This is a genomic window from Flavobacterium sp. GW821-FHT12A05 (genome assembly GCF_058807735.1).
Window position 1 is genome coordinate 201,752 of record NZ_JBXAQY010000005.1, and the last position, 15,684, is coordinate 217,435.

8 protein-coding genes are annotated in these 15,684 nt (G+C 36.0%); 3 read left to right on the forward strand and 5 right to left on the reverse strand.

Annotated features, from left to right (window positions below):
- Window positions 1-73: 73 nt before the first annotated feature.
- From AC1RRQ_RS13265 to AC1RRQ_RS13285, 5 genes are all read right to left on the reverse strand, one after another.
- Window positions 74-1,582 (reverse strand): sodium:solute symporter, encoded by a 1,509-nt coding sequence (locus AC1RRQ_RS13265; protein WP_493023514.1) that lies wholly within the window; start codon window positions 1,580-1,582, stop codon window positions 74-76.
- 130 nt (window positions 1,583-1,712) lie between these two features.
- Window positions 1,713-2,540, reverse strand: a complete 828-nt coding sequence (murQ, locus tag AC1RRQ_RS13270; protein WP_493023515.1) for an N-acetylmuramic acid 6-phosphate etherase — start codon at window positions 2,538-2,540, stop codon at window positions 1,713-1,715.
- A 124-nt stretch (window positions 2,541-2,664) separates the two neighbouring features.
- A complete protein-coding gene (locus AC1RRQ_RS13275) occupies window positions 2,665-3,864 on the reverse strand; it encodes an exo-beta-N-acetylmuramidase NamZ family protein (protein ID WP_493023516.1) in 1,200 nt (399 codons plus the stop codon).
- Window positions 3,865-4,130: 266 nt separating this feature from the next.
- Window positions 4,131-5,864 (reverse strand): RagB/SusD family nutrient uptake outer membrane protein, encoded by a 1,734-nt coding sequence (locus tag AC1RRQ_RS13280; protein ID WP_493023517.1) that lies wholly within the window; start codon window positions 5,862-5,864, stop codon window positions 4,131-4,133.
- 24 nt (window positions 5,865-5,888) lie between these two features.
- Window positions 5,889-9,176: a SusC/RagA family TonB-linked outer membrane protein gene (locus AC1RRQ_RS13285; protein ID WP_493023518.1), complete on the reverse strand. Its 3,288-nt coding sequence runs from the start codon at window positions 9,174-9,176 to the stop codon at window positions 5,889-5,891.
- Window positions 9,177-9,420: 244 nt separating this feature from the next.
- Between AC1RRQ_RS13285 and AC1RRQ_RS13290 the strand changes: the two genes are divergently transcribed.
- From AC1RRQ_RS13290 to AC1RRQ_RS13300, 3 genes are all read left to right on the forward strand, one after another.
- Window positions 9,421-10,170: a DeoR/GlpR family DNA-binding transcription regulator gene (locus tag AC1RRQ_RS13290; RefSeq protein WP_493023519.1), complete on the forward strand. Its 750-nt coding sequence runs from the start codon at window positions 9,421-9,423 to the stop codon at window positions 10,168-10,170.
- A 138-nt stretch (window positions 10,171-10,308) separates the two neighbouring features.
- Window positions 10,309-12,237: a glucosamine-6-phosphate deaminase gene (gene nagB, locus AC1RRQ_RS13295; RefSeq protein ID WP_493023520.1), complete on the forward strand. Its 1,929-nt coding sequence runs from the start codon at window positions 10,309-10,311 to the stop codon at window positions 12,235-12,237.
- Window positions 12,238-12,361: 124 nt separating this feature from the next.
- Window positions 12,362-15,277 carry an FAD-binding and (Fe-S)-binding domain-containing protein gene (locus AC1RRQ_RS13300; protein WP_493023521.1) on the forward strand — a complete coding sequence of 972 codons (2,916 nt, stop codon included), beginning with the start codon at window positions 12,362-12,364 and terminating at the stop codon, window positions 15,275-15,277.
- Window positions 15,278-15,684 lie beyond the last annotated feature (407 nt).

Here is a 15,684-nt window from a genome sequence, read left to right on the forward strand (position 1 = left end):
TTTTTAATCAATTGAAGACTTACTGTTTTCAGTCTTCAATTGAATAGTCATGTTTTTTTGTTTTTAAAAAAGATTAAAAACGGATTGTATTACTGCTTCGGGAACTGGTAAGGTATAAACCTAAATAGGTTATTAATCCGTTAAGCACTATTAATTCATTGTCGAAAACGTAGCCTGAAAATAATAGTTTCGAATTTTCATTTATTAGGTAAGTAAAAAATGGAGATAATAAACAAATTAGCGGCACAAGTTTATCATTTACATTTCTGGTTTTTTGGAACAATCCAAAAGCATATAACCCTAATAAAGGACCGTAAGTATAAGAAGCAACTTTAAAAATCATTCCCACAACAGAACTGTCGTTGATGGAATTGAAAATAAGGATGATGAAAAAGATTAACATCGAAAAACTGATGTGTACCAAATGTCTTGTTCGTACTGTATTTTTTTTATTGCTGTTTTCGGCTTTATCCATGCCTAAAAAGTCAACACAAAAAGAGGTTGTCAAAGCAGTTAATGCCGAATCTGTAGTGGCAAAAGTAGCGGCGATAATTCCCAATAAAAATACAATTGCGGGAACTACAGCCAGATGATTTAGGGCAATTTCCGGAAAAAGTAAATCGGTTCTTGGTTTTCCGGTAACTAAATCTGTTGGAATAGCTATTCCGTTTTTATTGGCATAAATGTAAAGCAGTGCGCCTACACTTAAAAAGAAAATATTGATAACAACAAAAATTCCTGTAAACGTAAACATATTTTTTTGTGCTTCGCCGATGTTTTTACAGCTCAGGTTTTTTTGCATTAAATCCTGATCCAAACCTGTCATGGCAATGGTTACAAACATGCCGCCTAATATTTGTTTAATGAAATGGAATTTACTTCCGAGGAAATCATCAAAGAAAAATATTTTAGAATAGTTGCTGTTTTTTACTTCTTCAAAAGCGCTGATCGCACTTAAATCCATACGATCGCAGATGAAATAAATAGTAAGGAAAACCGATGTTACCAGAAAAAACGTTTGTAAAGTATCTGTAATAATAATCGTTTTTAAACCGCCTCTGTAGGTATAAGAGAAAATAAGAATTAAAGAGATTAATACGGTAAAAGCGAAAGGAATATTGTAGAAATCAAAAACAAATCGCTGCAATACAATAACCACTAAATATAATCTGAATGCCGAACTTATGGTTCTGCTGATTAAGAAAATAGATGCAGCTGTTTTGTAGCTGAAAAAGCCCATTCTTTGTTCTATATAACCGTAAATTGAGGTTAAATTCATGCGGTAATAAAGTGGCAGTAATAATTTTGTAATTACTATAAAACCCAGCGCATTACCCAGTACAAACTGAAAATATTTGAATTGTTCACCACTTACGGCGCCTACTTCTCCGGGAACCGATATAAAAGTTACTCCGGATAGAGCGGTTCCAATCATTCCAAAAGCAACTAAATACCATTTAGAATTTTTATTGGCTGTAAAAAAAGCTTCGTTTCCGCTGTCTTTTCTGCTCACCCGATGCGAGATGTAGAATAAGGTTCCGAAATAAACGATAATTAGTAAAAGGATGGTGCTTGGTGTCATTTTATAGCTTTGGTGGTTTGGTTATTATTTTGAGGATTATACCTGACTGGTTTTTAAGATCAGTCAGGCGTCCGATGAATTTCAATAAATATAGATTGAAATTTTGATTACTATAAATCTATAAAAGTTTTTAGTTTTCTGTGTTTTTATTTTGAGACTGTAAAACGGCTCTTACGCTTTTGTGTTTATGCAGTAATTCTTCGGCTAAGTCATATTCAATTCCAAGTTCTTCCATAATCATTTTGATACCGCGTTTTACCAGTTTTTCGTTAGACAGCTGCATGTCGACCATTTTGTTGCCTTTTACTTTGCCTAGTTTAATCATTACCGAAGTAGAGATCATGTTTAAAGTAAGTTTTTGCGCTGTTCCGGCTTTCATTCTCGTACTTCCGGTTAAGAATTCAGGTCCTACAATTAACTCGATAGGATAATCGGCTTCCTGAGCGATAAGTCCGTTGCTGATACAGGAAATACTTCCTGTTTTGATATTAAATTCTTTTGCTTTTTTCAAAGCACCTAAAACATAAGGCGTGTTTCCAGAAGCAGCAATCCCAATAATAAAATCTAAGCTTGAAATTTCAAATTTAGCTAAGTCTTTCCAGGCTTGTTCTGTATCATCTTCGGCATTTTCAACCGCTTTTCTAATGGCTGTGTCGCCTCCGGCAATGATTCCGATAATCATATCATGAGGAACACCAAAGGTTGGCGGACATTCTGATGCATCAAGAATTCCAATTCGTCCGGAAGTTCCGGCTCCAATATAAAATAATCGGCCGCCCAGCTGCATTTTTTTTACAATCGCTTTAACCAGTTTTTCAATTTTAGGAATCTGTTCTTCTATAATTTGGGGTACTTTTTTGTCTTCTGTATTGATGTTGGTAAGAAGTTCTTTCACGCTCATTTGATCCAAGTCTTTGTACAAAGATTCTTGTTCAGTTTCAGGATTTTTATTTTTCATTTTTCTTTTTTTTGATTTTTGAAACCGAGATTTTTCTGTTAGTTGGTTTCGCTGTTGTGCATTATTAGTTTCTATTTTTCCTAAAAAAATAGTCAATTGATATTTGTTGAATAAAAACGGGTATTTAATAAAGTAAATAGGCCTTTCTCATTTTTTTGAAAGTTTCTAAATCTTTCTGCCAGCTCTTTCTTATCTGCTCTTCAGAAACACCGTTTTCAATTTGCTGCTGTAATTTTTTTGTTCCGGCAAGTTTGGTGAAAAAGGCATTAAAGAATTTCGTTTTATCGCTGGTATTTTGATAGGCTTTAATGAGCCATTTTAATTCTAATTGGGTAAGTTTTGGGTAAGAAGTTAAATCTTCTCCAAAACATTCTTTTCCGTTATAAAGTGGGTCTTTGGCTCCAAAATTTGGCTTTGGAGTAAAACTGAAATTCGTTTTTGTTAAATAAGGAGAACCATAAATTTGAAATTGTTTTTCGGTTCCGCGTCCCATGCTGACATTGGTTCCTTCAAAAAGACACAAACTCGCATATAGATTTATAGATTGATCGTTTGGCAGGTTTGGAGATGGTTTTACCAATAAACTGTATTCCATTTTTCGGTTATAATTAACGCATGGAATAACAGTTAATTTGCATTGTACGGCATTTTTAAGCCATTTTTCGCCATTGATCATTTGTGCATATTCGCCAATCGTCATTCCGTGAAGTAACGGAATAGGGTGCATGCCCACAAAACTGGTAAATTCTTTTTCTAAAAGCGGTCCGTCGACAATGCTTCCGTTAGGGTTTGGTCTGTCTAAAATAATAAGCGGTACATTGTTTTCTGCGCAGGCTTCCATTACATAATGAAGGGAAGAAATATAGGTATAAAAACGCGCGCCAACATCCTGCAAATCAAAAATCATAATGTCGATTCCGGCTAATTGTGCGGCTTTTGGTTTTTTATTATCTCCATAAAGTGAAATTATGGATAAACCGGTTTTAGGGTCTTTACCATCTACGACATGTTCTCCGGCATCGGCTGTGCCTCTAAATCCGTGTTCAGGAGCAAAAATGGTTTGTACGGTAACTTTTTTCTCTAATAAAAAATCGACCAAATGGGTTTTGTTAGACAAAATTCCGGTTTGATTGGTTACGATTCCTATCTTTTTATCTTTTAAAAGCGGTAAGTATTTCTCATAATTATCGGCTCCGGTTTTGATTGCCGGCGGATTTATTTCTGATGTGTTACTTTTTGCAGTCTCCGAAAATGAATTGGAATAACTAGACGTAAAGATGAAAGAAGTTACAATAAGAACACTTTTTGCTATGAATTTTATCATTGTAGTTACAGTTATAGTTAAGGCAAAAATGCACTAATAAAATTAGATTATTATTCGATTGCTATTGATGTTTTTTTGATTGTTGTAGTGTGGTATTGTAGAAATGGGAATCTGAGTTTTTCAGATTTAGATTTTATTCGTTGTTTTCTTTTTATCCTTAATTATAATGACAAAAAAGATTTTTAAATACTGCCTCTGGTAAAATTTAGGTTCCAGAGGCAGTTGGTTTTAATTATTGGAGGGGCAAACTATTTTGTGATTTCGAATTACCAGCCTGGGTTTTGTTTTAATGTTACACCTTGGGCTTTGTATAAATCGATATCATTAGTAGGGATATTCATTAAGTAATGTTTTGGTTCAAATGTTCTGGTGCTTGCCGGATAAATTTTTACATATCCGTTTGCATCTACAACAGTTTGTGTTCCAACAGGAGTTCCAATTCTGGCACCTAAGTTTACATCAGGATTTTTATTGGTATCTAAATAATCTCCTTTTTTCCAACGGTAAATATCGGCTTGTCTTAAAGTGGTCCAGCTCATGAATTCAATTTGACGCTCACGACGCACTTCCCAGATTAATGGATTCACAATTCCTGAAAGCTGCTCTAAAGCCGAAGTTCTTCTTGGGTCATTAATTTGAATGCCTCCTGCAGAAGCAGTAACTCCATCAGTAGTTAAAGGGGCAATTCCGGCACGAACACGTACTTTATTGATAGACATATCAAGGTCTGAGTTTGTAGCAGTTCCTAATTCAGCACAAGCTTCAGCATAATTTAAATACACTTCGCTTAATGTAAATAACGGTGCATCAGTATAGTTACGTCCGCCAGTTGTAACATCAGGACCAGTTGTAGCCGGGTTGTTGTACAATTCAAATACATATCCTGACATCGAAACCAATGCCGTCGTTCCAAAAGGTTTTCCTTTATACCCATAATTAGCAGGATTTACAGTTTTACCAAAACGAGGATCTCTGTTCGCAAAAGTTTTGGTTACGTTATCATCACCCGTAAACTGAGTGTTTCCGGCTTGTTGAATTGGTAATCCGTTTGTTGTTACATAGCTATCTGCAGCCCATTTTGTTAAACCATACTGAATAGTTGATGTATTTGTATAGTTTTGAAGAGAGTGCATTAATACGTTTGTTAAGTAACGTTTTGCTAAAATAACTTCGGTATTTCCAAGTAATTCAACTGAATTGTAAAGTCCTTTCCAATCTGCATTTAACTTATAACTTGGATTATTCATAATCGCTAGAGAAGCTGTTTTAGCCTTGTTTAAATAAGCACTTCCATCTTGATTTAAATGGTATTTTCTATACGTTCCTTCGTAAAGACAAGCGTTGCTTAAAGCAGCATAAGCGGTGTATTTATTAGCTGTTACGTTTTTATCATCGGCTGCAAGCATTAAGTTTGCTGCTTCTTCTAATTCAGCAATTACTTTATCCATAATTTGGGCTCTTGGCATTGCCGGAGCATAAACTTCAGGATCTGCCTGAGCTAAAAATCTATCGGTATAAGGAACATCACCAAATTTTTGTACCAAACGGAAGTAAGTATACGCTCTAAAGAATTTAGCAACTCCAATGTAGTGGTTCTTTTTTTCCTGAGACATTGGAACACTTGGAATTTTATCCAGCATTAAGTTACAACGACGAATAAGGGTGTAATATTCGTTCCATGAATAAACATTTGTCGTAGCCGCAGTAATTGGCATTTGATAAAAAGTAAAAGCCGATAAGTTGTCGTCTACTCTGTAATCACTTCCATGGTAATAGAAAAAAGAAAGTCCAATTGTTGTTCCGTTTCCATAACCGTAAAAAGTATCATAATTAATCCATGAAAAAGTTTTTACGTTGTCTTCTGACTGCCAAAAGTTCTCGTTTGTAAATTTATCTGCAGGATCATCTGTTAGATAATCTGAACAGCTTACTGCGGTCATTGATGTTGCAGCAACAGCAAATAGAAGCAGAAATCTTGATTTTATATTTGATTTTTTCATTTTAAAAGTTTTGTATAGTTAGGATTAGAAAGAAAGCTCAATACCAAAAGACATTGTTTTGGTATAAGGATAAGCTCTTCCCCAGAAAACTTCTGCTTCATCAATTTCAGGGTCAACAGGAAGACGTTTATCTGCCCAAGTCACTAAATTTTCACCCGAAGCATAAATTCTCACTTTCTCTAAACGAGCTCTTTTTACAAGTTCTTTTGGAAGTGAATATCCAAGCGTAACATTTTTTAGACGGAAATAAGACATGTCTAATAAATATCTTGTAGAAGTAACAAAGTTGTTTGAACCCGAAGTACCTGAACCAAGCGTATTAGCTTCGTTTCCATAATATGGGTTTGGCCAGTAAGCTTGAGTATTTGTCTCTGTCCAGTAATCAGCCTGGTTTGCATACATTTGCTGTGGTGCGCGGTAGAAAGGCAGTACAGCATCTGAAGCCGCCCAGTAATCACGTTTACCAACTCCCTGGAAGAAACCGGAAATATCAAATCCGCGGTATTTCCCGCCTAAAGTAATACCGTATTTGTAACGCGGTGTTGTATTACCAATTTTTTTCAAATCTCCGTGATCATCAGCTGTTCCTGCACCGCGGCTTATAACTCCGTCGCCGTCAAGATCTACATAATGAACATCTCCCGCGCCATATTTAAAGTTACCTACCATTGTTTTAGAGTAATCAACACCATTTACCGTTTTACCGTTATTGGTAATTACGTCATCAGCCTGAAGAAGTCTGTCGCTGGTTAAACCCCAGATTTGTCCAATTTCGTAACCATCATAATAAGGATAGGTAGTTGGTGTAACTAAACCTAATAATTTAGAAGTATTGTTCCATTTCGTGATTACAGATTTGTAATCAGATAAAGCTACATCAACAAATACCGAAGCTGTTTCGCTTAATTGTTTGTTGAAGTTTAAAGACAATTCCCAGCCTCTTGTTCTCATGTTTCCAGAGTTAGTTTGTGCGGCACTTTGACCAAATGAACCCGGAAGTGTTATACCTGGTGCAAGCATTCCTTTTGTATCACGCTGGTACCAGTCGAAAGAAGCACCTAACATGTCAAATATTTTAATATCGATACCTACATCTTTTGTATAGACTTTTTCCCAAGTTAAAGCAGGGTCAACGTTTGTTGGTAATCCTGTAGAAGGAGGCAGTGTAGAACCACTGTTTACCCATGAAGGATTAGTTGAATTTAATATCGATAAGAACGCATTATTACCTACGTTTTGGTTTCCAATTGATCCAATAGAAGCACGAAGTTTAAGGTCGTTTAACCAGCCGCGTGTACCTTCCATGAATTTTTCATTCACAATTTTGTATCCTACAGAAGCAGAAGGGAAGAATCCCCATTGTTCTGTTGTTGGGAATTTTGAAGAACCATCGTAACGAGCATTCAATTCTAATAAATAAATTCCTTTGTAATCATAATTTAAACGAGCAAAGAAACCTGCAATTGAATATGTTGTTTCTGCCGGATTAAGAGAAGTATTTGCAGATCCCGAAACAAATTGTTCTCCTACTGCAAGGTTAAACTCTGGTTTTGATTTATCTAAAAGTGTATTTCTTCTGGCATAATTACGGGAGAAATTCTGCCACTCTGAGTTAAAACCTCCTAAAACTTTGAAATTGTGACCACCTAATTGTTTTTTGTAGTTACCATAAATGTTTACCACATTTGTAGTGGACTCAGATTTTGATTGTGCTACATAATCATTTCCTGCTTCTAGAGTTGCAGGCGTAGCAGTTTGGATTGTCGTAGCGTCGTAAGGCATAGCAGACCAGCTGTCCCAAGCCAGGAATTTACCACCGTTTTGTTTTCTGTTATAAAATTCAGTTACATTACTTACTTCGGCTATAACATTAAAATCTTTAGTAATATCTGCTGTAAATTTAGCACTCAGCCTGTTATTACGTTTGATGTTTTCGTTTCTTGAAGCATTCGAAATGTATCCTCCTGCCGTACGGAAATTATATCCTCTGTACGTTCCGAAGTTTGGAAAATACTGCCCCCAGCGAAGCGCATAACCAAAATAACCACCGTAGCTGGTATCATCTGTACCAGAACCGCCATAGTAATTAAATGGCTGATCGTAAGAACTGTTAATTGTCATTACTTTGAAGTCTCCCGTTAACCAGTCGGCTAATTTTGTAGTGAAACCTAAGTTAATGTTCGTTCTTTGTCTTTGTTCTTGGTTTACTCTTAACATACCCTCTTGGTTAGTAAGGGCAATAGAAGCGAAGAAAGAACTTTTTTCTCCTAAATTACCTTGTGCAGATAAGTTATGTGTTGTCTGCAATGCGTTGCTGGCATATAATTCTTTATTAGCATCCCAAACTCTGTAGAAATAAGGTGTACCATTTTTAATCTCCCAGTCTTCACCATAAACCATTTCATTGCTGGTACGATTGTGTGCATATTTTTCTTTCCAGTTTTTAATTCCGGCCAATAAAGTATTGTAGTTTGCACCAAAAATTTCTGGTACAGCACCGTCAGTACGAGTACCTGCAGCAACTAATCCAGGAATTTCTACCGTTGGATCTAAGAATTGTAAAGTAGAAATTGGATTTGTAAAAGCCGTATTGGCAGAATAAGAGAATCTCACTTTTCCTTCACCTGTTTTTCCTCCTTTAGTTGTAATCAATACCACCCCAAAAGCAGCACGAGCTCCATAAATAGAAGCCGAAGCAGCATCTTTCAGTACAGACATTGTTGCGATGTCGTTTGGATTAATAAGCGATAAATCTGTCGGAACTCCGTCAACCAATATTAAAGGAGCATCAGAACCATTAATAGTACCGGCACCACGAATGTTAATGTTGGCTGCACGGTTAATATTTCCAGAGTTAAAACTAACATTTACTCCCGGTGTTGTTCCTTGTAAAGCCTTACTTACATCTGTAAGCGGTCTGCTTCCAATTGTTTTAGCTACATCGATTGAGGCAACAGCTCCGGTTAAATTTGTTTTCTTTTGAGAAGCAAATCCCACAACGACTACTTCGTCTAGTTTTGACGTGCTCTCAGCAAGAGAAATGTTGATTTTTTGCTGCCCGTCAATTTTTACCACTTGCGTCTCAGATCCCATGTAGCTGAAGACTAAGCTTTGCCCTGGCGAGGCAGGAATACTGTAGTTTCCGTCAAAGTCGGTGGTGGTTCCGTTTTTAGTTCCTTGTATAAGGATACTAACCCCTGGTATAGGAAACCCATCCGATTTGCTTTTTACAGTTCCAGTAATTGTTTTTGTTTGCCCAAATGTTACTTGAATGAACAAAACCAACAATGAAATAAGAAATAATTTTTTCATGATTATTTGGTTTTTTTAATGGTTGTTGAGCAAATATATTTATTTATTGCATATAAATGCAGTATTTTGTATTTTTTTTCAAAATTTAACTCAAATAACGCAAAATGACGCACATTTTACATGTAAATTCTTTCTTGTTTTATTTTTAAAACTAAAAAACGCAAACTATTGCAGTTTCTTACAAATCCGCAGTGTTCAATTGAAATATTTGATATATTTGTCCTGAATTTTAACTTTTTAAAAAATGCTGAAAGCCGAAAGACATAAATATATAATGACTAAGCTTATTGAAGAACAGAAGGTTGTTACAACAGATTTGGCTTTAGCTCTGGATTTGTCTGAAGATACAATAAGAAGAGATTTAAACGAGTTGGACAGCAAGAAACAACTGGAAAAGGTCTATGGCGGAGCAGTACTGGTTACAGAAAAATCTAAAGATGTTTTTAATATTAATATTACCGGAGAAAAAGAAAAAAAGGAAATTGTAAAAAAAGCATTGTCTTTATTACATGACGACCAGGTTATTATAATGAGCGGCGGAAGTACGAATTTGGTTTTTGCAAAGCTGATTCCGTCCGATTTAAAAGCCACAATATATACGTATAGTCTTCCAATCGCGATGCAATTATCACAGCACCCCAACATAGATTTAATATTTATTGGTGGGAAAATGCAAAAAAACGCAATGGTGACTATTGGTATGGATGTAATACAAGTTGTGTCTAAAATTAAAGCCGATATTTGTTTTATAGGAGCCAGCAGTATTAATATAAAACAAGGTCTTACAGAGATTGGTTATGAGATCTCGATTGTTAAAAAAGCCATGATAGAAGCTTCTGACAGGGTTGTTTCGATGTTTTCTGCCGATAAGCTGAATACGAAAATGCCTCATGTGGTTTGCGATTTAAATCAGTTGGATACCATTGTTACCAATTTAGATCCGGAAGACGCAAGGCTGGAAGAATACCGAAAATCAGGCGTTTTTATCCTATAATTAAAAATTCAGTCAAACTTTTCTGCGTTTTTTTGCGTTATTTGAATTTAATTTTGTTAAATAACGCAAAATAATGTATTTGTTTTGTTTTTTGTATCTATATTTGTTAAAACTAATTTTAACTACAATAGATATATTATGAAAACCACTACTTCTTTGGCTTACGACATACCCGGGAAATTTGAAGAAACTCGATTTGAAAAAAATCATAATGTGATCTTTGAAAATTCTGCGGAAGCTTCAAAAAATGTCGCTCAAGAAATAGCTGAATTAATACGTTTCAAACAAGCTGCAAACGAATCATGTGTACTTGGCCTGGCCACAGGTTCTTCACCAATTAAAGTATACGAAGAATTGGTTCGAATGCATAAAGAAGATGGTCTTAGTTTTAGCAATGTCATCACTTTTAATTTGGATGAATATTATCCAATGACCAAAGAAAGCCGCCAGAGCTATCACTATTTCATGCACCAGCATCTTTTTAACCACATTGATATTAAACCTGAAAATGTTCATATTCCTGACGGAACAATTGCACTCGAGCAGTTGAATCAATATTGTATTGATTATGAAATGAAAATAAAAAATGCCGGCGGACTTGATTTTCAATTGTTAGGAATTGGCCGTACCGGTCACGTTGGTTTTAACGAACCGGGATCGCACATCAATTCTGGAACCAGAATTATTACACTGGATCATATTACAAGAGTCGATGCTTCGTCTGACTTTAACGGAATCGATAATGTTCCTAAAAGAGCGATCACGATGGGAGTTTCTACCATTATGCGATCTAAAAGAATCGTTTTAATGGCTTGGGGACAAAATAAAGCCGATATTATCAAAAGAACGATTCAAGGTGATGTAAGTTCAGAAGTTCCTGCAACGTTTTTACAAAATCATCTAAACGCCACTTTTGTTTTAGATCAATCTGCAGCTTCAGAATTAACACGTTTTAAAACGCCTTGGCTGGTAGGAGAATGCATCTGGACACCAGAATTAAAAAGTAAAGCTATTGTTTGGCTTTGCCAGAAAACAAACCAGTCTATTTTAAAACTGACAGACCGTGATTATAATAATAACGGAATGTCTGATTTATTAGCACAAGAAGGATCTGCTTACGATTTAAACATCAATATGTTTAACGTATTGCAGCATACTATTACCGGATGGCCGGGTGGAAAACCAAATACAGACGATTCGCATCGTCCGGAAAGAGCCAATCCTGCCAAAAAACGAGTTATCCTTTTCAGTCCGCATCCAGATGATGACGTGATTTCGATGGGAGGAACTTTTTCAAAATTGATAAAACAAGGCCACGATGTACATGTTGTATATCAAACCTCTGGAAATATTGCGGTTACAGACGATGAAGCGCTGAAATTTGCTGAAGTATGCAACGATTTTACTGGCGGAAATCTTCCAAAAGACATCAACTTCAAATCTGTAATTGAGTTCTTGAACAACAAATCAGAAAATCAAATCGATTCTCTAGAAGTTAGAAAATTAAAAGGATTAATCAGAAGAAGAGAATCTTACGCAGCAACAAGATACATTGGACTTAAGGATGAAAATACACACTTTTTAGATCTTCCTTTTTATGAAACAGGGCAGGTAAAAAAGAATCCGTTAGGGCCTGAAGATATTGCCATTGTAAAAGAAATTATTGCCAGAATAAAACCGCATCAGGTATTTGCAGCCGGAGATTTAGCAGATCCGCACGGGACGCACGAAGTATGTCTGAACGCGATTTTTGCAGCCATGAAGGAATTAAAGCCAGAAAAATACATGGACGACTGCTGGTTATGGTTGTACAGAGGTGCTTGGCACGAATGGGATATTCATGAAATCGATATGGCGGTGCCGCTTTCTCCATCAGAAGTGTTGTTGAAACGCCACGCAATCTTGTATCATCAATCTCAAAAAGACAGAGTTATGTTCCAAGGAAATGATTCCAGAGAATTCTGGGTTAGAGCCGAAGACCGCAACAAAAATACAGCCGTTTTGTATGACGAATTAGGATTAGCAGAATACGAAGCTATTGAAGCTTTTAAACGTTTTGATTATTAGTAATTTCTGAAAAGTTAATCTTTTCGGTGATAAACCTGACGGATTTTCAAAACCCGTCAGGTTTAAATAACACAATCAAAATAGAATTTTCAAATTACCAACCAAAAGCAATACAACCAATTAAATGTCCAGCCTTCTCCAATTACAACAACTATCTGATTCCTTAGAAGGAACTCTTTTTTATGATGAACTTCATAAAAAACTGTATGCCACAGATGCTTCTGCCTATAGAATTATGCCGAAAGCCGTTGCAATTCCTAAAACCGAAGAAGATATTGTAAAAATCATTCGCTTTGCGGCAAAAAACAATATTTCGATAACACCCAGAACGGCAGGAACATCTTTGGCGGGTCAAACGGTAGGTAACGGAATTATTGTAGACGTTTCTAAATATTTTACCAAAATTGTTTCTTTTGATGCTCAAAAGAAAACCATAACCGTACAGCCCGGAGTAATTCGCGATGAACTGAATTTGTATTTAAAGCCTCATGGTTTGTTTTTCAGCCCAACGACTTCAACTACAAATCGCTGTATGATTGGCGGTATGGTGGGAAATAATTCATCCGGAACAACTTCAATCCGCTATGGCGTTACCCGAGATAAAATTGTGGAGATAAAAGCCGTTTTAAGCGACGGAAGTTTTGCGGTATTTAAAGATTTAACTTCTGAGGAATTTATTGAGAAGACGAAAGGCGATTCTTTAGAAAGTAAAATTTATAAAACGATTTACGAAGAACTTTCGAATAAAGAAAATCAGGACGAAATAAATAGGGAGTTTCCAAAACCTGAAATTCACAGGCGAAACACAGGTTATGCTATTGATGCCTTATTAAAATCAGAATTATTTTCGGGAACAGAAAATACAATCAATTTAGGAAAACTACTTTGCGGAAGCGAGGGAACTTTGGCGTTTACGACAGAGATTACCTTAAAAGTAGACGATTTGCCGCCCACAAACAATATTATGGTTGTGGCGCATTTTCATACTATTCAGGAAAGTTTAGAAGCGGTCGTTACAGCAATGAAACATCATTTGTATACTTGCGAAATGATGGATGATACGATTTTAGATTGTACCAAAACCAATAGGGAACAGGCTAAAAACCGATTTTTTATTGTGGGAGAACCAAAAGCAGTTATCATGCTTGAAGTAGGTTCGCATATTAGTATGGAAGATGCCGAATTACAAGCCGATGCTTTGATTAAAGATCTCGAGGCTAATAATTTTGGGTATGCACTGCCTAAAATTTATGGAACCGATATTGATAAAGTAAACGAAGTTCGTAAAGCAGGTCTGGGGCTTTTAGGAAGTATTGTGGGCGATGATAAAGCAGCCGATTCTATTGAAGATACCGCCGTTGAACTCAGCGATCTACCCAATTATATTGCCGATTTTGCTGCCATGATGGAAAGGCACGGACAAAGTGCCATTTATTATGCGCATGCCGGAGCGGGAGAACTCCATTTACGTCCGAAGATAAATTTAAAGACAAAAGAAGGATTACACCAGTTTAGAACTATTTCTACAGAAGTAGCGCATTTGGTGAAAAAATACAGAGGTTCGTTAAGCGGCGAACATGGCGACGGAATTTTACGCGGCGAGTTTCTGCCTTTTATGATTGGTGATAAAAATTATGAACTGCTGAAACGAATAAAAAAAGCATTTGATCCTGATACGATTTTAAATGTCGGGAAAATTGTAAATGCTTCTAAAATGGATGAAAATCTTCGTTTTGAAGCAGGAAGAATTGAACCGGAAATAAAAACGATTCAGGATTTTTCAGATAGTTTAGGAGTTTTGCGTGCCGCCGAAAAATGCAACGGTTCAGGCGATTGCCGAAAATTACCATCGGCAGGAGGAACTTTGTGTCCGAGTTACCGCGCCACCCGAAACGAAAAAGATACCACTCGCGCCAGAGCCAATGCGCTGAGAGAATATCTGACCCATTCTGAAAAAGACAATAAATTCGACCACGAAGAATTATATAAAGTATTTGAGTTGTGCGTAAGCTGTAAAGCCTGTGCCAGCGAATGCCCTAGTAATGTAGATGTGGCCACTTTAAAAGCAGAATTTTTATACCAATATCAAAAAGCAAACGGATTTTCTGTTCGTAATAAAATATTCGCTTTCAATTCGAAATTGAATAAGTTTGGAAGCATTGCACCGTCTATGACCAATTTTGTGGCCAATTTGCCTTTGGTTAAAAAAAGTATGGGAATTGCTCCTAAAAGACAAGTACCGCTTTTGGCGCCAAAGACTTTTAAAAAATGGTACGAAAAAAATACAAAATCGGCAGAAACGAATTCTTTTAAAAACGGAAAAGTTTATCTTTTTTGTGATGAGTTTACCAATTATTACGATGTATCAGTAGGAATTGATGCGTATGAATTATTAACGGGATTGGGTTATGAAGTCATTATTGCAGATCATGAAGAAAGCGGAAGAGCCTTTATTTCAAAAGGATTTCTGGAAGAAGCACAAAGTATTGCCAATAAAAATGTCAATATTTTTAAAGATTTAATTTCTGAGGATACGCCTTTAATCGGAATTGAACCATCGGCCATATTGACTTTTAGAGACGAATATATCCGATTGGCAAAAGACAAGGAAAGTGCCGAAAAATTATCAAAAAATACCTTTACAGTCGAAGAGTTTTTTAAAGCAGAAATTACAAAAGGAAAAATTCATTCCGGACAATTTTCGGATGTAGAGAAAACAATAAAGATTCACGGGCATTGTCATCAAAAATCATTAAGTACAGTTGAAGCTTCTTTTGCGATGCTGAATTTACCTAAAAACAGCACCGTTACGATTTATAATTCAGGATGCTGCGGTATGGCGGGTTCGTTTGGTTATGAAAAAGAACATTACGAAATTAGTATGCAGATGGGGGAAGATACGTTGTTTCCTAAAATTCGAGCAACCGATTCAACAACAGAGATTGCGGCCGCAGGAACGAGCTGCCGTCATCAGATTTTTGACGGAACAAATAGAAAAGCCATGCATCCGGTAACGATTTTAAGAGATTGTTTGAAATAATTTTTTCGCAGAGTAAATAAAATAAATAAAAATATGTGTTGCGATTTACAATAAGTAATGCATAAAATTAGGTTGGTTACCTATCCTAACAGGTTTTAAAAGCCTGTTAGGAATTTTTTAGCGGTTTATTTTTTTTTGCCACAAATTGCACGAATTGTCACAAATTAAATCTGCCAAATCTGCGAGAAAAAAAATAGCCATAGATTAAAGGATTAAAATGATTTTTTTCGCCACGAATTACACGAATTACACGAATTAAATCTACCAAATCTGCTAAATCTGCGTGAAAAAAAATAGCCACTCCCGATAGCTATCGGGATAAAGGATTAAATAGATTAAAAACTTAGCGAACTTAGCGTATCCCGATAGCTATCGAGATTGCGCTCTTAGTGGTTAATTTTTTTCAA